Genomic DNA, 20,000 nt, shown 5'->3' on the forward strand with positions numbered 1-20,000 from the left:
AGTATTCCACCGCGCTAGCGGAATCCGGAATCCGTCCGAGTGTGGGAACAGTCGGCGATTCTTATGACAATGCTCTAGCCGAAACAGTCAACGGTCTCTACAAGGCGGAACTGATTCATGCCCAAGGTCCGTGGACGTCGGTCGGAGAAGTCGAATTGGCTACCTTGCGGTGGGTGCATTGGTGGAACACCAAGCGACTTCACGAAGCATTGGACTACGCCACCCCACAAGATGTAGAAACCGAGTACTATCTCACCCAGCCCATCAACACAGGGGCGTAATAGAAGCGGAACTAAACCCAGGCCGCTTCAGAAGTCCCTGACGATCCGGTCAAGATCGCCAGGGACCAACGATGGGGTCAAGACGCACTTTCCACAGCAACAGACCTGATCACCCACAACACCACAGCCACTACCAATGACATCGGTGCACCAGCAGAATACGACACCGCCATCGACACCAGCTACCAACACAACCTCGGCATCCAAAAAGGCTGGATCAAATAACCGCAACACGCCCGGAAAAGACACACTTTTCTTTACTTAACCCCCGCTGTGCCTCGGGAACATGCCTGCGTCCTCAGAACATGAAAAAGCTCCGAGGCAAGAACCCCGGAGCTTCATCTGGCGGTAGCGGTGGGATTTGAACCCACGGTAGGGGGTTGCCCTACACAACATTTCGAGTGTTGCACCTTCGGCCGCTCGGACACGCTACCGCGGATAACTCTACGGCCTCAGCCGCCACGGCACAAACCGAAGTACTGTCATTCTGGTCACTCCGGTCTGTCGCGCAGCCGCAGATCAGCGAAAAAATCATCCAGCACAGCCCGACATTCATCGGCCCGCACACCGGGATACACCTGGGGAATCGGGTGAGCCGCGCGGTCCCGCGGGAGGTCCCACACGGATCCCACCGCGCCGGTTTTGGGTTCGTGCACACCGAAGACGATCGTGCCTACGCGGGCGTTCATTGCCGCTCCGGCGCACATGGCACACGGTTCAACCGTGACGACGAGGACCGCCCCGTCCAGCCGCCACGTGCCCAGAGTCTGCCCGGCTTGGCGCAGAGCGAGGATTTCGGCGTGGGCGGTCGGATCGGCATCGGCTTCGCGCCGGTTGCAGGCAGCTCCGACCACTTTCCCGTCGACAATGACAACAGCGCCGATCGGCACATCGGATTCGGGGCACTGGTGCGCCTGCTCAAGCGCTACACCCATCCATTCCGCGTGCTGTTCGCGGACTGCCAGCACCATGTCAGCCCACTGCTTTTCCGCCGGCGGCGCCAATGGCTGCACTACCGCAGTCAGGCCCGCGCTCAGGAGCACTACCACCGCCCCCGTGGGCTTTGGGCGCACACATTGAAGTCATGCGTCTATTGTCTCTGCCCGCACCGCGCACACAAAGCAGGACTGCAGCCGCGGTCGGCGCTAGGCTTAAACCATGAAGCTCCACGTGGCGGACCACCCGCTCATTGCCCACAAGCTCACCGTTCTGCGTGACGAGCGCACTGACTCAGCTCGCTTCCGCCAGCTGACCGACGAACTCGTCACACTGCTTGCCTACGAGGCCACGCGCAATGTTCGCGTGCAGCTCAAGCAGATCAACACCCCGGTGTGTGCAACCACCGGTATCCAGATCGCCCAGCCGCGCCCGCTGGTAGTGCCTATCCTGCGCGCCGGCCTCGGCATGCTCGAAGGCATGACCCGCATGCTGCCGACCGCCGAAGTCGGCTTCCTCGGCATGGTCCGCGATGACGACACCCTCGAAGTCGAGGCCTACGCTCAGCGCCTGCCGGTCGACCTCGAAGACCGCCAGGTGTTCGTCATCGACCCCATGTTGGCCACCGGCCACACTCTGGAAATGGCCATTGATTTCCTGCTGGAGCGCGGTGTTTCGCACATCTCTGCCGTCTGCCTTGTGGCCGCCCCGGAGGGCGTCGACTACATCACGCAGCGCTTCGGAACACGGGCTGACATCGATGTGTTCACTGCGGCTCTCGATGAAGGGCTCGACGAAAACAACTACATCGTTCCCGGCCTTGGCGATGCCGGCGACCGCATGTACGGAACAGCCTGACCACTCACCTGAGTCCCGCGGGACTGCAGCTCAACAGCACGAGGCGCCTGGCACCTCGTGCTGTTCTTCTTCTGTCATCTTGACTCCCCTGAATACGGGCAAAACCGCTTATCGAGTCACAAAAACACCTTTTGTTGCGTCATATGTCGTCACAAACGTCCCAAAAGCTGATTTCGGCTTGGTTTTCAGTCAAGCCGTGACAAATAATGACGTCATGTTCTTCCTGCAGCGAATGCCGATGCTCTGCGTTCGCGACCTCACGTGCTGACACGGTCGCGAACGAGTTCTTCAGCAGCATCCACACAGTCCCATCGCTAAGAGAAGAGAAAACCATGGCGCAGCCCGCATCTGCACCCCAGAACATCCACCCCCGCAGCGCAGCAGCAACCCGCAGGCGAGGAGCCCGATTGACCCCGGTAGACCCGCAGTCCGCCCCTCGCACATACGGCCCCGCCGGAGTGCAGGCTCAGCCTGGTTCAGCCCGCGGAATCATCCTCTACATAGGTCTGAGCGAAGAAGAGGCTGCCGCCTCCGGCACCAACCTCACGGAAATCGCCGAGTCGCTGCGGGACTACACGCAGGAACTCGCCCCGTCGTCAGAAACCCAGGCGATCATCGCACTGGCGCCTTCCGGCCCCGAACGCGACCTCGAAGCAGTGCGCGCAGTTGCGACCGGGTCCCCCGCCGCCCGCGGTGCTGCCGCCCGCACGCACGGTCCCGTCCGCTCCCGCATTCCCAGCCGAATTCAGCCGCCCCAGCCCGCCGAAGTCCAGAAGCCCACACCTGGCCTCAAGGTCGACCTTCCGCGGCGCGAAGTGCACATCGACGGCAGGCTGGAAACCGTGACGGTCAAAGAGTTCGACCTTCTGGCAACGCTCGTCAGCAGCGAAGGCCGCACCCTGTCGCGCACCGAGCTTGTGGACAAAGTGTGGGGCGATGACGCTGACCGCCCTGACGAACGCACTGTCGATGTCCACGTGCGCAGGCTCCGCAAGCGCTTGGGTGCCTACTCTTCTGTTGTGCGCACCATCCGCGGCCAGGGATACCGCTTCGATACGCACCCTGATGTCGAAGTCTGGAGAGCATCAGCTCTGCGCTGATCCGCTGGCGCTGCGCTGACGCAATCGGTGTGGGCCCGCGATCCGGTGGATAGAGGAGCAGCCCCGTCCAGCGGATATAGGCGTGCGCTGAGGGACGCCCCAGAAAGCGGTCAGGTTGGACTCGTAGACTGAAGCCCTGATGTCTCGCACGAAGAACCCAGCCAAGGGCGTTATCGTAGCCCTCCTCGGCGCGCTGTTGGCCGCGCTTCTGCTCATCCACGAACTGATTCCGACTACCAACGGCATTGCCCTCGTTGTCGAATCGACGCTGCCCTGGACGTGGGTGCTGCTTGTTCTGCTTCTGCTTTTCGCGTTCATCCGCTTGTCGCCGCTGTCGATCATCGGCGTTCTCATTCCAGCTCTGGTGTGGGGCGTGATGTTCGGCCCCTATCTCAAACCGGCTTCAGATGACCGCAATGCGGACCTTATTGTCGCCACGCACAATGTCGGTGCGCGTCTGCCGCAGCCGACTGCCACGGCGCGCTCCATCATCGACCAGAATCCGGATGTCGTTGTCGTCCAAGAGATCGAATCCCTGTCGGGCAAGATCATCAAAAAGGAACTCGACAAGTCGTTCGAGTACACCCAGGTTGCCGACACGGTCGGCGTGTGGTCGCGCTGGCCGCTGTCGAAGAAGCGGAACATCGACCTTGGTCTGCAGTGGCCGCGGGCTTTCGAAACCACGGTGCAAAGCGATCATGGCGATGTCACGCTCTACGCGGTGCACGTTCCGTCGGTGCGTCCCGGGGTGGAAACTCTGCGCAATTCTGCGCTGCAGAAACTTTCGTCCGCCGTTAAGCAGGAAGACTCCGAACACCTGATTGTGGCTGGCGACTTCAACGCGGTGCAGACTGACCGCTATTTCAAAGACCTCGACGATCAGCTGCTTGACAGCCGCAAGGCCGTCGGCGGCGGCTTCGGCTTCACGTGGCCGGCAAGGTTCCCCGCGGTGCGGCTGGATCACATCATGGTCCGTGGGCTCGATCCGGTCTACGACACCGTCATGGACCGCGGAACCTCCGACCACCGTGCCGTCATCGCAGGGCTGAACTTGACCAAGTAGCGGCTGGCACGTCAGTTCTTGGCGGTGCACTTGCCCGTGGGCACAAGCCCGCGCGTGCCCTCTGCCGCCTTGAGCGTCGGCATGATCTCCTTGAGCGTGAGCGCATAGCCGGTGGAATCGTCATTCTGCGATTTCGCGAAGACCATTCCCGACACTCGACCGTCGGCAGCGATAAGCGGACCTCCGGAATTGCCCGGGCGGACATCCGCGCGCAGCGAATACACCTGGCGGACGGCTTTGTTCTGCCCGTAGATGTCTTTGCCTTCAGCAGTGATCCTTTCGCGGACCCTCGAAGGTGAAATCGTGTACGGGCCGTGTTCCGGGAAGCCGACGACTACGGAGTCAGCCCCTACCTCAAGATCTTTCCCGCGCTGCATAGCCGGGGTTTTGAGACTGGGCACGTAGAGAACAGCGACGTCTGTCTTGGGGTTGAAGCCCACGACCTGCGCGGGAAGAGCCTGCCCCTTACCGGTGACCTGCACTGATATCTGCTGGGCCGCGGCGACAACGTGCGCGTTGGTGGCCACATAGTGGTCGGCATACACCCAACCGGTGCCTTCTGAGGCCGAATTGCACGCCGGTGCTTGAGCGTTGATCTTCACAACCGATTCGGAAGCTTCTTTGCCGACTTCCACCATTTCCGGGTTCGGCGGCCCGACTTCGCGAATCTGCTCTTTCTGCCCGCTGAAGACATCGGGAAACCCGTTGAAGCGAAGGGCGTCGCCCAAAGCACCGAGCGCCTGCGAAGACGGCACGGGTGCCGCCCGGTCAAGTGCTCGCACAATGTTCGACTCTGCAGCCCACTGGTTTGGTTCGATGAGTGAAGTGGTGCGCACCCACCCTGCGGTGACCCACACCAGCAGGCAGAAGATAACAAGGCCGCTGATGGCACCGCCAATGGAGTCAACGAGTTTGCCCGAAACCGAGCGCATTCGCTCTCGCAGCCCCCGACCCAGCGAAGCTCCGATGGTCGCGCCGATCAGACCCAGCACAAAGGGTACGGCGAAAACGCCTGTCGGGCCGATCGCTTCGACGAGTTCGGCAGCGTCGACTGCTTTGAGTCCGGCGAGTGCACCTCGACCGGCGAGCAGTCCGGCCGTGAACCCGAGCAGCGCACCGACGGTGGGGCTGAGACCGCGGATCCACCCCGTTGCCATTGACGACAGCGCAATGATCGCCAGCACTAGGTCAATCATCTGAATCCACCGTGGTAGTGAGGCTGGTAGCTGCGCACGCTGTTCATGCTGTTGATCAGCTGTGTGCGCTGCGTGGTGAAGGCGGTGAGAAGCTTCATTTCGCGTTCTCGTTCCACCTGACCGCCTGCGTGGACATTGATGCGCTGGCGGGCATTTGCCAGGTCGATCGTGGTGCGGACCATCTTCTTGAAAGTGGCTGACGCACCGGGGTATCCGGCGGCCCAGCGTTTGGCCTGTCTGCGCCCTCGCCACGACCCGAAGGTGTCGACTTCAGCAGGTGTCAACCATCCCGCCGCCCGGTATTCGTCGAGCATCGCGCGGTCTTTGCGCACTTCGAGCCAGCGCAGAACGAAGGCCAGGCTGTACCAGATGACGGTGTTGACCAGCGCCAGCGCAACAATGACGAGCAGCGCGAAGACTCCCAGCCCGGAGACGATCCCGGCCATGAAGTTCCAGAGGGCATGCAGGAAGGTTCCCACGGACCAGCCCAGCGGCCATGCCAGAACGGCGGCCCACCACTTCCAGCGGGAGGCCGCGAAGCCGATGGCAATACCTGCCACGGCGGTGAAGAGCGAATGGCTGAGCGGGGACACAATTCCGCGCAGGACAAAGGTGATGGCCAGACCGGCGAACTGTCCTTCGTCAAAGGAAGCCGAAAGATACTGCAGGTTTTCGGTGAAGGCGAAGCCCGCTCCGACGAGCGAACCGTAGATGAAGCCGTCAAGCGGGCCGGTGAAATGACGGCGTGCCGCAATGGCGAAAACCGCGAGGAAAATGCCCTTGGCACCCTCTTCGATGGGCGGAGCGCCCAGGACTGGATACAGAAGCTCGTACAGACCCATGGAGTTGTCAAAGCCGATGAGCACAGATGAAACCGAGAATCCCACCAGCTGCACCACGAGGGTGAAGAGGATCGCCATGACAGCTCCCCACAGCAGAGGCAGCACCAGCCAGACAGGATTTCGCCTCTTCCAGCGATTGAACCACAGAACAACCAGGAAGATGAACGCCATGGGCACCAGCGACAGCAGGACTATGAGGACGCCCAGGCCGTTGAAGGTCAGCGACTGCAGCAGAATGATGATCAGAAGTCCGAAGCCCAACAGCCCTACGGCGAGTGACCCCAGAATAATGCGGACCAGCTCTCCGGTTGAGCCGTCCGGGCGCGAAACCGTCGGGTAGGCAATCCCGGACGCACCGGCCAACTGCCCCGATGGTGCCTGCCTGACGGGCCCCGCGGGACGGGCGTACCACGTGGGGCGGACAGGACCGCCGTGCGGGTAGTGCTGGCCGTAGTTGCTGTTGTAGTGCTGCGTCATAGTCGCCGTTCGTATGGTCTTGCCGAGCGTTTCGCATACATAATTCCACACCCCGATGTCACAGCGGACGTCCTACGCTGTGAAACCGTGACGACAGCTGCTGGTAGATGCTGAAGCCCCCGCTTTTTCCGCGGGGGCTTCGGCGTGCAGGGCTTCGGACTGCGCGGGCTTCAGGCTGTCGCGCTTCAGTCGACCGCGATCTGCAGAGTCCGGTTGGTGTACTCGGAGAGTTCGTCCAGCAGGGTTTCGTCTTCGTGCAGCTTGCGGCCGAAGGACGGAACCATCTTCTCAAGCTTGGGCTTCCAGCCTTCGAACTGGCGCGGGAAGCAGCGTTCGAACAGTTTGATCATGATTGACGGGGCGGTCGATGCTCCGGGCGAAGCACCCAGCAGTGCGGCGACCGAACCGTCTGCCGAGGAAACGGTCTCCGTGCCGAAGCCGAGCATGCCCTTGCCCTGGGCGTCCTTCTTCATGACCTGAACGCGCTGGCCGGCATGGATGAGCTCCCACTGGCTCGGGTCGACTTCCGGGGTGAATTCGCCGAGAGCTTCGAAGCGGTCCTTTTTCGTGGACGCCAACTGGCTCATGAGGTAGGTCACGAGGTCGAAGTTGTCCTTGGCCACGTTGAGCATGACCGGGAGGTTGCCTGCCCGAACCGAGAACGGCAGGTCGAGGAACGAACCGGTCTTGAGGAACTTCGGTGAGAAACCGGCGTAGGGGCCGAACATCAGGTATTCCTTGCCGGAGATCACACGGGTGTCCAGGTGCGGAACCGACATGGGCGGGGCACCGGTTGCTGCCTGGCCATACACCTTGGCGTGGTGGCGGGCCACCAGTTCGGGGTTCGAGCTGCGCAGGAACAGACCGGAGATGGGGAAACCGCCGTAGCCGTTGGCCTCTGGGATCCCGGTTTTCTGCAGCAGCGGAAGCGCGTGGCCGCCCGCGCCGATGAACACGAACTTGGCATCGACGTCGAACGATTCGGCCGCTGCCGTGTTCTTCACCGACACCCGCCAGCCGTTTCCGCTGCGGTTGAGGTCGGTGACTTCGTGGCCGGTGCGGACCTCAACGCCGTTGTCGGCGAGGTTGGCCAGCATCTGGCGGGTGAGCGAACCGAAGTCCACGTCAGTTCCGCTGGTCACGCGCGACAGGCCGTTGATCTGTCCCGGACCGCGGTTTTCGAACATGAGGGGCAGCCATTCAGCCTGCGTGGCCGGGTCGTCGGTGAACTCCATGTCCTTGAACAGGGGATTTTTGACCATGGCTTCGCGGCGAGCGCGAATGTAGTCGCGGCCGGACTCACCGCGGCCGTAGGACACGTGCGGAACCTGGTTGATGAAGGTGCTGGGCTCACCGACAATGCCTTCGTCGACAAGGTAGCTCCAGAACTGGCGTGAGACCTGGAACTGTTCGTTGATGTTGACGGCCTTCGTGATGTCAATGCTGCCGTTCTTGTCAGCCGGCGAATAGTTGAGCTCACACAGGGCGGAGTGGCCGGTGCCCGCGTTGTTCCAGGCGTCAGAGCTTTCGCGAGCAACGTAGTCAATGCGCTCGTAGACGCGGATTGTCCAGTCGGGCTGAAGTTCGTGCAGCAGGGTGCCGAGCGTCGCGCTCATGATGCCCCCGCCGATCAGGACGACGTCAGCGTTTTCCTTGATACTCAAAGTCAGCATCCCCGTTCAGCTGTTCGATAGATAGTCGACTCAAACTCTACTCCTGTGCACACCGTGCTGATTCCCAGGGTCAGGGACACAAGCGGGTTAAAACATCCCGGCGACTTGTGCGCTCACGCCTGTGGAAGAAGCCGTCGCTTTCCACAGCCTTTGCCGACCGTAGAGATCATGCCAGCACCGCCTGTCTGATGGGGGCTATGAACAGACTATTGACAGCGCTGAAGACAAGCGCACTCATTATTCTCAGCGCCATAATGGCGCTCGCGCTCATGGGGCCGGCGGCCGCGAACGATGACTTCCACGGCCCGGGGCTGTGGCACAAAGAGGGGGCGCACAGAACCTTCTACGGCGCCTACCTCACTATCGACGGAAAGCCCTCCTACTGTCTGGATGCGGGACTGCCGTCCCCGCGGCCACACCACTTCAAGGGCGCTGAGCCGACATCGGTGCGAACTCCGCAGACGGCATGGCTGCTTGCCGAATACGCTGAGTCGAAGAACAGCAGCAGGCAGGCCGCCCTATCGGCAATCGTAAAGCTCGACACAGCACTGCCCCACCGACACAGCATGAAGGTCCGCGCGCCTAAAGAGCTCGGCAAGAAGTTCGCGAAGGCGGCAGACATGTTCACCCAGATGCGCAAAGACGCTGCAGACTACGCTGGCCCGTACACACTGACCCTGGAACCTGAACACCGCGACGGAAAGGTGTTCACAACCCCGGTTCTCGCCTCGGCCGCGGGCAAACAGCTGGACTGGCCCGTCGATGTTGTCGTGACCGGCGCGGCCACAAGCCTGCGCAAGCAGGTCCGGTCAGGCACAGAAGTGTCAGTCCCAGCAGCACCCGGGGCTTTGGTCTCGATCGAAGCCACGGCTTCAGGACTGCCGAGCACCGATGTTCTGGTCTACACACCCACTGACGGCAAGCGAGTTCAGAACGTAACAACCGGTGCTCCCGCAGAAGTCACTGCCAAGGCAACGGCCAACACGCAGCTGCCGTTTGCACCACAAGCCAAAACCAGGGCTGACATCGCTGCCGATGGAAGCACGACTGACACGATCACCATCAGCGGGGCACCGCCGAACTCGACGCTGTCGGTGATCGCGCGGGCCTATCATTCGAAATCTGAACCCGTCCAGAAGGCCGAAGCGCAGGGAACGCTGGTCGGCGAACAGGAGCTCACCGCGCGCATCGACGGCGACGGAAGGGCTCAGCTGACAACCGAACCGATGACAAGCCGACCAGGCTGGACCACGTGGACCGTCGAAATCCGTGAAAGCGAAAAGTCAGACGGTTGGGTATCCGACTGGGGCATCCCGGAAGAAACCGTCTATTGGGAACAACCGCAGGACCCGACTGCCCCGCCGGAAAAGCCCACGCCGTCAGGAGAGCCGACACCGTCTGACTTACCAGCACCGGAAGAAACTCCGACGCCTGCGGAAACTCCATCGGTCCCACCGCAGCAGCCAACGCCGGAACCTATACCTGAGTCCACACCGGAAGCCGGAGGCGAGGGAACGCCCACACCACAGCAGCCGAAGCAAACTGAAGCGCTCCCCCGCACTGGTGCGGACTGGCGGGTTGGTGCCGGAATGGGACTGGTCCTGCTGGGAATCGGCGCGGCAGCGCTGGGCTTCACCCGAAAACGAGGCTGACTGCTCAGCGCGTTCAACCCGGACGCACCGCAGTCTTGGGTGAACAGCACGAGGGGTGGACAGCATCAGCTGTCCCCCCCCCGGGGCCTAATGTCAGTACCAAATCTCAAGAGCCGAACCTCAAGTGTCGAACATCAGCCCTTGCTGTCTGTTTCCTGGTCAGCCGCCCCCTCGGCAAAGCGGCTGGCAAAGTTGAGATACCAGTCGAGGATCTCGCTGTCGGCAGCAGTTGAGCGATTGACAACATCCGGCGACTGTCCCTGGAAGACCTTCTTCAGCGGCACCTCGAGAAGTTTGCCGGTGCGTGTCATGGGAACACCCGGTGCGGCAATGATTTCGTCGGGCACGTGCCTCGGAGACACCTCGGAGCGGATCGTCTGCACAATCTGGGAGCGCAGCTGCTCATCGAGCTCCACACCCGGAACGGTGACAACAAACAGCGGAAGATAGTAATCGCCATCGCCCAGTTCAGCGCCGATCACCATGGACGCCTGCACGCCCTCGACCCGGTTGACCGCGTTGGTGATGTCCGAAGAGCCCATGCGGATGCCGCCTCGGTTGATGGTCGAATCCGAACGCCCGTGGATCACCCAGCGGTCGTCAGCCGAGCGCGTCACCCAGTCGCCGTGACGCCATACGCCGGGGTACACATCGAAATACGCATCTCTGTACCGGCTGCCGTCGGGGTCGTTCCAGAACTTCACCGGCATCGACGGCATCGGCTTGGTCACCACGAACTCAGCCAGTTCGTCTACAACCGAATTGCCGTGCGCGTCAAAGGCATCGGCTGCGACACCCAGGTACGGTCCCTGCAGCTGGCCCAGCACCACCGGGTTCAGCGGGTTCGATCCGATGAAGGCGGTGCAGATATCAGTTCCACCAGAATCTGAACCCACGCGAATGTTCGGTGCCACGAACTCGTACGTCCACTTCCACGTTGAACCGGGCAGCGGCGAACCCGTCGAGAGGATTGTTCGAAGCGACGACAGATCGTACTCGGCCCTTGGCTTGGCCCCGGCTTTCTCCATCATCTGCAGGATCGCTGCACCGGTGGCGAAATGGTTGGCTTTCTCGCGGCTGACGATCTCGAAATGGCGGGAGGCCGAACCGGCCACGGGGGAACCGTCATACACGACGATGCCCACACCTGCACCGAGGGAATTGACCAGTATGTTCCACATGATCCACGTGGGCGAGACCGCCGTGTAGGCCAAGAACCCCGGCTTGAGTTCGCTGTGCAGAACAGTTTTTGCCGCTTCCAGGACAATGCCCCCGTGGCCGTGCACAATGCCCTTCGGCTTGCCGGTCGTACCGGAGGAAAAAACAACCCATAGCGGGTGCGAGAACTCCACCCGGGTGAATTCCGGCTTCTGCGGCGCGGCGACGATTTCGGAGAAGACGGCGCTCGGAACTCCCAGGTCGACAGGATCAGCAGCGGGAAGCCGGTCACCGAGGTTGTCCACCAGCACGTGGGTCTGAACACTGGGCATCTGCTCTAGAAGCGAAGCGGCAGATGAGCGCAGATCAATCTGCTTGCCGTTGAACCTGTAGCCGTCCGCGGTCAGCAGAACCTTCGGCTCAAGCTGAACGAACCGGTCCAACACTCCCGCCGAACCGAACTCAGCACCGACAACCGACCAGATCGCGCCCACAGATGCGCTGGCCAGCAGGCCGACTACAGCTTGGGGAATGTTCGGCAGCACGGCGCACACTACATCGCCTTCGCCCACCCCGGATGAACGCAGCCACTGAGCAAGCGCGCCAACCTGCCCCGCAAGCTCCGCCCAGGTCAAGGCACGCCTGCCCAGGTCCTCATCCAGGCCGATGAGCGCTTCGTCATCCGGCATGTGGTCAGCCCAGCGCAGCATGTTTTCGGCGTAGTTGATCTGAGCTCCCGCATACCAGCGCGCATGCGGCATAGATCCCACAACGGCGGGGCTGTCTGCGCGATCGCCTATGACGTCGAAGAATTCCCACACTGCATCCCAGAAGTCGCCCAGATTTTCGACCGACCAGGCGTGCAGCGAAGCGAAGTCTCCTACCGGCACGCCTCGTGTCTCAGCCAGCCACTCCTGAAATTCCCGCATTTTCGATGCGGCGATCCGCTCTGGTGAGGGTGTCCACAGAACGTCACCGGCCTGGGCTTGGTCAAAGTTCTCAGCGAGTGCCATAGCTTTCCTTTCTGCCGCGCTTCATGGCGACAGTCTACGAAAAGTGACGTAGGTCTCACCTGCTTTCCTCGGCAGAGTTCACCTTGTCGTTGCCTGTTTGAGCTTCGCGCGCTCTAGTCTGATCTGGACAGTGCGCATCCCTGTGCGCCCACGCCGCTTGTTAGGACTCACATGAAGCGTCAAGCTCTGCTCGCCGGCGCCGTTGCCGTCGGACTCGCCTTCGGTTCCGCAGTGCCCGTTTCGGCCGCACCGGCCGATGCTCACATCTCGGAAATCTCCTACCCGTCGAACGATGCCGACTTCGTTGAGATCGCCGCCCCGGCTGGCACCGACCTGTCCGGTTGGACAGTCGGCTCGGTCACCCGAGGTGGGGCGCTCAACAGCGACGAATCGATTGTCACCCTGCCGAAGGGCACTGTTGTCGGTGAGTCCGGCGTTCACGTTGTCGAACTGCCGCTGACGAACTCCGTCAACACCGGCAAGGCAGCCGATGGCGCTTATGGCGCTTCGGTTTTCGTGGTCAGCGCCGAAGGCAAGCTGATTGACTTCAAGCAGATCGGCGGTGTTGTCGGCGGCACGGGCGTCACGGCCTCCCAGAGCAGCAAACTGCCGGCGGCGGGGCGCGGCCAGCAGGCAGAACCAACAGGAGCAAAGGCATCCGGCAGGGACCAGTCGATTCAGCTGAAGTGCTCATCGTGGAAATCCGGCACCCCCACCCCGGGATCCGCTCCCGATCCCAGCACGTGCGATTCACCAGACAGCCCCGAACCGACTGAAACCAGCTCGCCCGACCCAACAGACCCCTCGGACCCGGAGAATCCGGCCAACCTCCTGCCGATCAACACCATCCAGGGCAATGGTGAGAAGAGCCCGTATGCGGGCAAGACTGTCACCACGACCGGTGTCGTCACAGCTGCGTACCCGACCGGCGGGCTCGGCGGCTACTACATTCAGACCGAGGGCACCGGCGGCGACAACCACGACTTCGCAAAGGGATCACACGGGGTCTTCGTCTATTCAAAAGACACCGTGGGCCAGGTCAAGACCGGCGACAACGTCGAAGTGACCGGCAGCGTCAGCGAGTACTACGGACAGACGCAGATCATTGTCGACGATAGGGGGCTGAAGAAGCTCGATGCTGCGGCTGCTGCTCCGAAGCCGTACGAAGGCGCATTCCCCGAAGACCCTGCCGAACGCGAAGCCCTCGAGGGCATGCTCGTACAGCCCAGCGGCGACATCACGGTCACGGACAACTACTCCACTAACGTCTACGGTGAAATCGGCCTGGCCAACGGAACTGACACTCTGCACCAGCCCACGGATGTGGCACGCCCCGGCTCAGAAGAAGCTCAGCGGATCGATGCTGAGAACAAGCGGAAGGCCTACACCCTTGATGACGGCGGTACCGCGGACTTCTTCAAGACCGCCAAGGACACTCCGCTGCCGTACTTGAGCAACGACAAGCCGGTTCGGGTTGGTGCGAAAGTCACATTCACCAAGCCCACCGTGGTCGGCTACAGCCACGACAAGTACCGCCTGCAGCCCACGGGGTTCCTGCCGGACAACGACGAGCTGACACCCGCCTCGTTTGAAAACACCCGTGCAGGTGTTCCCGATGTCGGCGGTGACATGACGCTCGCAAGCTTCAACGTGCTCAACTACTTCCCCACGACCGGCGACACAGAACCCGGGTGCCGGGCCTACACCGACCGTGAAGGCAACCCCGTCGGCGCCAACCGCTGCAAGCCGCGGGGCGCGTACAACCAGGAGAATTTTGAACGCCAGCAGACGAAGATCGTCGCTGCGATAAACAAGCTCGATGCATCTGTGGTTGCGCTGGAAGAGGTTGAAAGCTCCGACAAGTTCGGCAAGGAGCGCGACTGGGCGCTGTCGCAGCTGGTCAAGGCGCTGAATGCCGCGGCAGGCGAAGACCGGTGGGCTTTTGTCCCCTCCCCACAGACGATTCCTGAAACCGGTGACGATGTCATCCGCACCGCGTTCATCTATCAGAGGGCCGAAGCCAAGCCCGTCGGCGATTCGGCAATCCTGGACAGTCCGGCGTTCCACAACGCTCGCGCTCCCCTGGCGCAGAAGTTCCAGGCCGTCGGCGTCAAGAATCCGGGGGCTTCAGAGTTCATTGCGGTTATGAACCACTTCAAGTCGAAGGGATCCGGCAAGGGTCCGGGCAATGAGGACACCGGTGATGGTCAGGGCAACTCGAATGCTGACCGCGTGGCGCAGGCTAAGGCCGTTGATGCCTTTGCGGAGGAACAGAAGAAGTCCATGGGCACCAAGCGCGTGTTCATTCTGGGTGATCTGAACTCATACACGAAAGAAGACCCGATGCAGGTCTTCTACGATGCCGGATACACCGAGGTGGGCGATCACTTCGGCGCCACACCCACCTACCTTTTCGGTGGGCTGACCGGCAGCTTGGACCACGTGCTCGCCTCGAAAGAAGCGATGGGGACGACAACACGGGCCCAGTCGGCTGTCCCGGCTGCACCGGCAGGTGCCGTGACTGGTGCGGCCACGTGGAACATCAACTCGGTTGAGTCAATTGCGCTGGAATACAGCCGCCACAACTACAACGTGACCAACCTGTACCAGCCGGATGAGTTCCGCTCCTCGGACCACGATCCGCTCATAGTGGGCATCAGCACAGGTGAAACGCCGGCTGACGAACCCAGCCAGGAACCATCGGAAGAGCCCAGTGATCAGCCCTCCGAGGACCCCAGCGAGCAACCTTCCGACGAACCCGGCCAGGAACCATCGGAAGAGCCAAGCGATAAACCCACTGCAGGCGGATCGGCTGCACCGTCCGAGGCGCCCGCTGATGACGGCGCCGATTCCTCACCTGTCGCTGAAGCTGAGGACAACGACGGTGCTCCAGGTTCAAGTGGTTCCGATTCGCAGGCCTCCGCTGCCGGAGACACCGGCAGCCCTTCTTCCGGGGGTCCGGGATCGGCGATGCCGCGGACTGGTACGGAGCTCACCGCGCTTGGTGTTGGTCTGGCGCTGCTGGCGGCCGGAGCAGCAACTGTGCCGATCAGCCGTAGGCGGTCACAGGCACAGCGCTGACAATCGGGTCACTGCCGGAACTTCGGCGGGATGTACTGCTCTTCCAGGGGGATCTTCCGCCCGGTGGGAGTCTCGACAGGTGCTTGTGAAGGCTCCCGGACCATCCACCTGACAACACCAGCCCCGCTCATCACGTTCTTAGTCGCAAGGCAGGCACCGGCTTTCGGGATGAACTCTACGTATTCAGACATATTCTCTCCCTTTGTCCTCACTCACAGAGGCTTGCCGTTTGACCTTGCGGTGTGAGGGTCGACTGTTTGGTCAGTGGGGCAGCTGTGTGATGCCGTGGCGCTGGTAGACGGTGTGGAACTGTGCGCCGATCTGTTCGGAGTCGGTTCCTGTTCTTGCAAAGAGGATGGTGCCGTCTGTTGCGGCGAAGCTGAGCAGATCGGTGCCTTCGAGGTTGAGCTGTTCGGGTTCCAGTGGCAGCCATACTGCGTGTCCGACCGGGGTGTCCCAGGGGTCTTGCGGGTTGGTGAAGGCTGTGTGTGCGCTGGTGAGCACGACAGTGGCTACGGGTCCGAAGGCGTAGACCATCATCTGCATCAGGGTGTGCAGCGGAGTTGATTCGAGCACGTTGTTGCTTCCGGTGATCAGCCGCAAAGACACCTGGTTTAAGGGACTGTTCTCACCGACGATGGGGGCGGCTGTGATCATCAGCATTGCTTCAGCACCGAGGGTGGAAGACACGAGTGCTGGTGCCAGTCCGTGTTCGAAGCACGGGCCGAAAGCGTCTTCCGGGGCCCGCAGCAGCAGTCGCGCATTGGCCTGGGCGTCTTTCCCCCAGGTGCCTCCGGTGACTGAAACCCATGGCTCGCTGCCGAAGACACGGCGAATCTCGCTGATGAAGGTCTCAACTGCCGAGGTGATCTCGGCAAGGTCGGGCAAGGGGCGGTTGAAGATCGCCCGAATTGTCACATCAGTGCCTTGGGGGTTCATGCTAGTGCTCCTGGCTGGGTGGTGGTGTTGGGGGTGAGGATGATGTTGATGCGTGTGGCCAGTCCGTGTTGTGCCAGAAGGTTGCGGATGGCGGTAGCACCGGCAACGGTGCTGATGTGCCACTCGATGGCTGATGTTGGGGGTACGGATTCGGCCTGCCAGGAAGCGAGGCTGACGAGGTCGGCCATGATTGCCAGCACGGGTGGTTCCCAGGGTTCGCGCCAGAGCTGTTCGTGATCGTCAAAGGCCATCAGGAACACTTCACGTGTGTCGTTATCGCGCAGCGTACGTCCGTGGAATCGCACAGGGATGACATGATCACCTACCTCATAGGCTCGCGTCCACGTCGGCAGCTGGCCCTCATCATTTGGCCGCAGACCCGTAATCTGCTGTCGATACACAAACTGGGCCCTACCCGAATCCCCCACACCAGAACCAGAACCATCAGATGCTGGTTCGACTGGTGGTGGGCCCGTGGGTGTTGGCTCGGCTGGTGGTGGTGTTTCTGTCACTTCGTCACTTTCTTCTTCGTCGGACCATTCAGGTGCAATGATGCGTACCTGGTCGGGTACTGGCAGGTAGTCGGGAACGTCCATGTTCTGGACGGTGTCGCGCGGTATTTCATCCAGCCCGCTGCGTTCAACGACGGCTTTCCAGGCATCAACAACCTGCTGACTGGTCCAATCAGCAGGACAGGAATACACCGTACCGCTGCCCATACGCTGAGAGGTCATTCCATCAGCAAGCCATGAAAACTCACCAACCACATCATTAAGCCAGATCCGATAACCAGGCCGGATATGCCAACTGAGCCGATGCCACATCAACAGCTCATTAAGGGTGACCATCTCCACATACAGAGGATCAAAGGCAAGGACGAACCCCTCAAAAAGACTCTCACTCAAAGCCTTCGTACGCTCCGGCGACAACCGCTCAACAGAGGCCGAAACCTTATGCAACGGTATCCTGCGGCCTACCGACGGCGCGCCGATCGACAGACTAACCCTAACTGGCTCTTCGTACCCCGTAATCAAAGGACCCGGGTCGGCGTATCCCCACGCGGTTGTCGGTCTGCCGTGGTCATCCACGACAGGCAGTTCTTCAAACAAACGCTGCAGTTCCGCACGCGAGCCATCCCAGGGAACATTCAGCAGACTCGAACCCAAAGAGGCATCACGAGCTTGCACAAACCCCAATAACGCCATCACCCGATCAGCAGCCCACCCAGGACTCTCACCAGGCCGACCCCAAAACGCACGAACAAAACAATCCTGCCGCGACCACATGGTCTCAGCCATCACACACCCCTCCTAGGCGTATAAACAATTTTGATCTCCGGATAATCTTTCCCAAGAAGATTTCGGAGCGCTGTGGCACCCTTTTGAGTCGAGCAGTGCCACTCCAAAGTCGCACCGTCTGGAAGCGCATCCACCTGCCGTTTTGCCTGCTTTTCAAGGTTCTCAGCCATACTTTCAGCGACTGTGCCTCTAGGGTCGTTGTACAGCACCTCGTAGCCGTCTTTTGCTTCGAGGAAGACTTCTTGGCCGTTTCGTTCGGTGCGCCCGTCAAATGACACTGTGGATCCGTCATCCATATTGACGGTGTATTCGACCAGCCTGCCGTCCCCGGGTGAGGTGTGCCCGGTGATCTGTTCCTGGTATTTCATCCAGTCTTTTTCTTCAACGCTGCGGTTCTTGTATTCGTAGCCGTCGGTTTTTGTTGCCCGATCGAACGTTTCCGGCGGGGTCCGTGGAGGGTGGTCCCCTGGAAGTGTGACATCGCCAGATGCATATTCCTTGGCTTTTGCAACATCCAAAGGAACTGGATCTTCTAAGGGCTCATTACCAGCACCCCAGCCGGCCCCTTTGTTCCGTCCCACCCATTGCTGAGAGTCAGGATCCCACTGCATTTCCCAATGTCGCACTACTCGAGTCTCACCATTGGGCCGTGTTTTGGTCACTTCATTCAATGGTGCGCCGGTACGAGGGTCAATAGGGTGATCCCCTCCGGGAGGCACCTGGTTAGCCCGAACCGCTTCGACGTCTTCTGGAGTCCAGTTCGGAGCCCCTGCCGCAATAGCGTCCGACTTGCGCATCGGAGTGATGTCCGGGTCCAGTCCCGGGTTGCCCGGCCTGCTCTGACCGGTGGTGTCGACCCCCCTGGGCGTGGGGGTATCTGGACCTTGCGGCTGCGCTGTGCCGCCTGCACGTGAATCAGCTTCCCGCGCTTGTGGTCCGTTGGTGTCCTGCTGTGCCGCGTAACCGCCTTGTCCGCCCTCTACTGTCTGGGCCGCAGGCGCAGGGGCCTCGTTAGGCATACGTGGAGGAACCGCCAAATCGGGAACTGTTTGTCCCGAATGGGACCCTGGAGAGTCGGGTACTTCCGCACCACCCCGACTCTGGGGTGCAGATTCGTTGATGATTCCACTGGGGTTCAACGCTGATGGGTGTGGGTGTCCAAAGTGGAAGGCATTCGCGGTCTTATTGGCAAGCCAGGACGCCCCCGGCACTGCGAAGTCTGCCGCGTTGCCGGCGAAACGGAGAGTGGAATTGGCAATCTTTCCCGCAGCAGAAGCCATAGAAGCAGCTCGTCCAGCGGTAGAGGCGGCTTTCACTGCCCCTCCAGCTTGACCGCCTGGAATGAAAAATGTGCCGACATTGAGAACACCCTCGGTGGTGGCCGCTACGGGATCCTCTTTGAATTTACCCCAGCCATCACCACCAGCCCGATGAGTCGCCTCGTCCCACCCGATAAGACCACCCCAGCCGCCGCGATACGTGGAGTGCCGCTCCTTCATAAAGTTCTTTACCGGTCCTTCTGGACCGAACTTCGTAAATGCCAAAGCAGGAACGCCATTCATGCCGGCAAAGAGGGCCGTTGAAACCAAGAAATCACCGACTCCAAGCCATGTCTGACCAGCGTTTTCCCAGGACTTCTCGCCAGTTTCCGGGTCACGCCCGAAAAGAGCTCGGATTCCATCGACAGTATTCTTGCCAAAATTAACAGCCCCGTGGCCGACTGACTCGTGGCACTCTCTGTCTTCATCAACAGGAGAGCCCCACGGCATACTGTCGGGCGAATTCATGATCGAATCAGCAGTAATGGGCTCAACGGGAGCAGCACACGCGCCCTGCAGCTGACTGTTGATACCGTTAGCAGCATCAGCTGCCGCGCTCGAGATTCGTTCGATGAAACCAGCGTACTTTTTCAGAAGATCTTCGTTCTTCTTCACTGCCGGCGCGTGCTCTCGCCACGACACGTGCTTCATCGGCATCTCCAGCGGAACCGCATGCCCCATGTCGGCAAGCTTTACCGAATCTACTTCCTCATAGCCCTTGCGGGCTTCTTTTTCAAAATTGGAAGCAGTCTTCTCAAATGAACGAAGCTCATTCTTAATACCGTCTAAGGCGTCAGCATAGTCATCAATATACTGCGCAACCTTCTTCATGCGGTCACCAAGATCAGAAGCCGCTTTTTTAGGCTTATCCATCAGCTTATAGACCCGCTCCTGCTCCGGAGCCTCATAACAATCAGGCAGACCAGACCAAACAGAATGAATCGAATCGGTGCGGCTGACGACGGTGTCTTTCATTTTCCGAATGCTTTCAGCACCCGATTTAATTGACTGCGTGTTCAAATCTGATGCAGAACACGGGAAAGCTTCGGGACAGATCAAACCATCAGCGGAGACTGGATCGGATTGTCCGCCGCTGCCTATGCTGGCGGTCATG

15 protein-coding genes, 1 tRNA gene and 1 pseudogene are annotated in these 20,000 nt (G+C 60.8%); 7 read left to right on the forward strand and 10 right to left on the reverse strand.

The window, feature by feature from the left end; all coding sequences use genetic code 11:
- On the forward strand, nt 1-281 hold a 281-nt coding region (locus GC119_RS08885), incomplete at its 5' end, for an integrase core domain-containing protein (protein ID WP_151952931.1).
- A gap of 27 nt (nt 282-308) precedes the next feature.
- A pseudogene (locus tag GC119_RS08890) lies at nt 309-506 on the forward strand (IS256 family transposase); the annotation flags it as partial.
- A gap of 118 nt (nt 507-624) precedes the next feature.
- Here GC119_RS08890 and GC119_RS08895 read toward each other — a convergent pair.
- Nucleotides 625-715, reverse strand: a tRNA-Ser gene (locus GC119_RS08895).
- Between the two features lie 57 nt (nt 716-772).
- Nucleotides 773-1,294, reverse strand: a complete 522-nt coding sequence (locus GC119_RS08900) for a nucleoside deaminase (RefSeq protein WP_413462991.1) — start codon at nt 1,292-1,294, stop codon at nt 773-775.
- Nucleotides 1,295-1,439: 145 nt separating this feature from the next.
- Between GC119_RS08900 and upp the strand changes: the two genes are divergently transcribed.
- The 3 genes from upp (at nt 1,440) to GC119_RS08915 (ending at nt 4,238) form a co-directional block, all read left to right on the forward strand.
- A complete protein-coding gene (gene upp / locus GC119_RS08905) occupies nt 1,440-2,075 on the forward strand; it encodes a uracil phosphoribosyltransferase (RefSeq protein ID WP_070573515.1) in 636 nt (211 codons plus the stop codon).
- A 407-nt stretch (nt 2,076-2,482) separates the two neighbouring features.
- A complete protein-coding gene (locus tag GC119_RS08910) occupies nt 2,483-3,175 on the forward strand; it encodes a winged helix-turn-helix domain-containing protein (RefSeq protein ID WP_226829381.1) in 693 nt (230 codons plus the stop codon).
- Nucleotides 3,176-3,314: 139 nt separating this feature from the next.
- Complete coding sequence (locus GC119_RS08915) at nt 3,315-4,238, forward strand: endonuclease/exonuclease/phosphatase family protein (RefSeq protein ID WP_070573521.1); 924 nt, start codon at nt 3,315-3,317, stop codon at nt 4,236-4,238.
- A gap of 11 nt (nt 4,239-4,249) precedes the next feature.
- On the opposite strand, the gene GC119_RS08920 is transcribed toward GC119_RS08915, so the two are convergent.
- The 3 genes from GC119_RS08920 to GC119_RS08930 form a co-directional block, all read right to left on the reverse strand.
- Complete coding sequence (locus GC119_RS08920) at nt 4,250-5,434, reverse strand: MarP family serine protease (protein ID WP_151952932.1); 1,185 nt, start codon at nt 5,432-5,434, stop codon at nt 4,250-4,252.
- Complete coding sequence (locus GC119_RS08925; protein WP_070573523.1) at nt 5,431-6,753, reverse strand: PrsW family intramembrane metalloprotease; 1,323 nt, start codon at nt 6,751-6,753, stop codon at nt 5,431-5,433. The genes GC119_RS08920 and GC119_RS08925 overlap by 4 nt, the downstream gene beginning before the upstream one ends.
- Nucleotides 6,754-6,938: 185 nt before the next feature.
- A complete protein-coding gene (locus tag GC119_RS08930) occupies nt 6,939-8,426 on the reverse strand; it encodes a malate:quinone oxidoreductase (RefSeq protein ID WP_070777773.1) in 1,488 nt (495 codons plus the stop codon).
- 197 nt (nt 8,427-8,623) lie between these two features.
- Between GC119_RS08930 and GC119_RS08935 the strand changes: the two genes are divergently transcribed.
- Nucleotides 8,624-10,078, forward strand: a complete 1,455-nt coding sequence (locus GC119_RS08935) for a hypothetical protein (RefSeq protein WP_141759596.1) — start codon at nt 8,624-8,626, stop codon at nt 10,076-10,078.
- 134 nt (nt 10,079-10,212) lie between these two features.
- On the opposite strand, the gene GC119_RS08940 is transcribed toward GC119_RS08935, so the two are convergent.
- Nucleotides 10,213-12,249, reverse strand: coding sequence for an acetoacetate--CoA ligase (locus tag GC119_RS08940; protein ID WP_151952933.1), 2,037 nt, complete (start codon nt 12,247-12,249; stop codon nt 10,213-10,215).
- Between the two features lie 171 nt (nt 12,250-12,420).
- On the opposite strand from GC119_RS08940, the gene GC119_RS08945 reads away from it, so the two are divergent.
- On the forward strand, nt 12,421-15,330 hold the full coding sequence (locus GC119_RS08945; RefSeq protein ID WP_151952934.1) for an ExeM/NucH family extracellular endonuclease: 2,910 nt from the start codon (nt 12,421-12,423) through the stop codon (nt 15,328-15,330).
- A gap of 8 nt (nt 15,331-15,338) precedes the next feature.
- On the opposite strand, the gene GC119_RS08950 is transcribed toward GC119_RS08945, so the two are convergent.
- From GC119_RS08950 to GC119_RS08965, 4 genes are all read right to left on the reverse strand, one after another.
- Entirely contained in the window at nt 15,339-15,521 is a 183-nt protein-coding gene (locus GC119_RS08950; RefSeq protein ID WP_070777777.1) for a hypothetical protein, read from the reverse strand.
- Nucleotides 15,522-15,591: 70 nt separating this feature from the next.
- Nucleotides 15,592-16,269, reverse strand: coding sequence for a hypothetical protein (locus GC119_RS08955; RefSeq protein ID WP_070777778.1), 678 nt, complete (start codon nt 16,267-16,269; stop codon nt 15,592-15,594).
- Nucleotides 16,266-17,567, reverse strand: a complete 1,302-nt coding sequence (locus GC119_RS08960) for a hypothetical protein (protein ID WP_151952935.1) — start codon at nt 17,565-17,567, stop codon at nt 16,266-16,268. The genes GC119_RS08955 and GC119_RS08960 overlap by 4 nt, the downstream gene beginning before the upstream one ends.
- Complete coding sequence (locus tag GC119_RS08965) at nt 17,567-19,999, reverse strand: Tox-REase-5 domain-containing protein (RefSeq protein ID WP_151952936.1); 2,433 nt, start codon at nt 19,997-19,999, stop codon at nt 17,567-17,569. Before GC119_RS08965 ends, GC119_RS08960 begins: the two co-directional genes overlap by 1 nt.
- Nucleotide 20,000 lies beyond the last annotated feature (1 nt).

The sequence above is a fragment of the Brevibacterium sp. Marseille-P9724 genome (assembly GCF_902500275.1).
GTDB lineage: Bacteria > Actinomycetota > Actinomycetes > Actinomycetales > Brevibacteriaceae > Brevibacterium.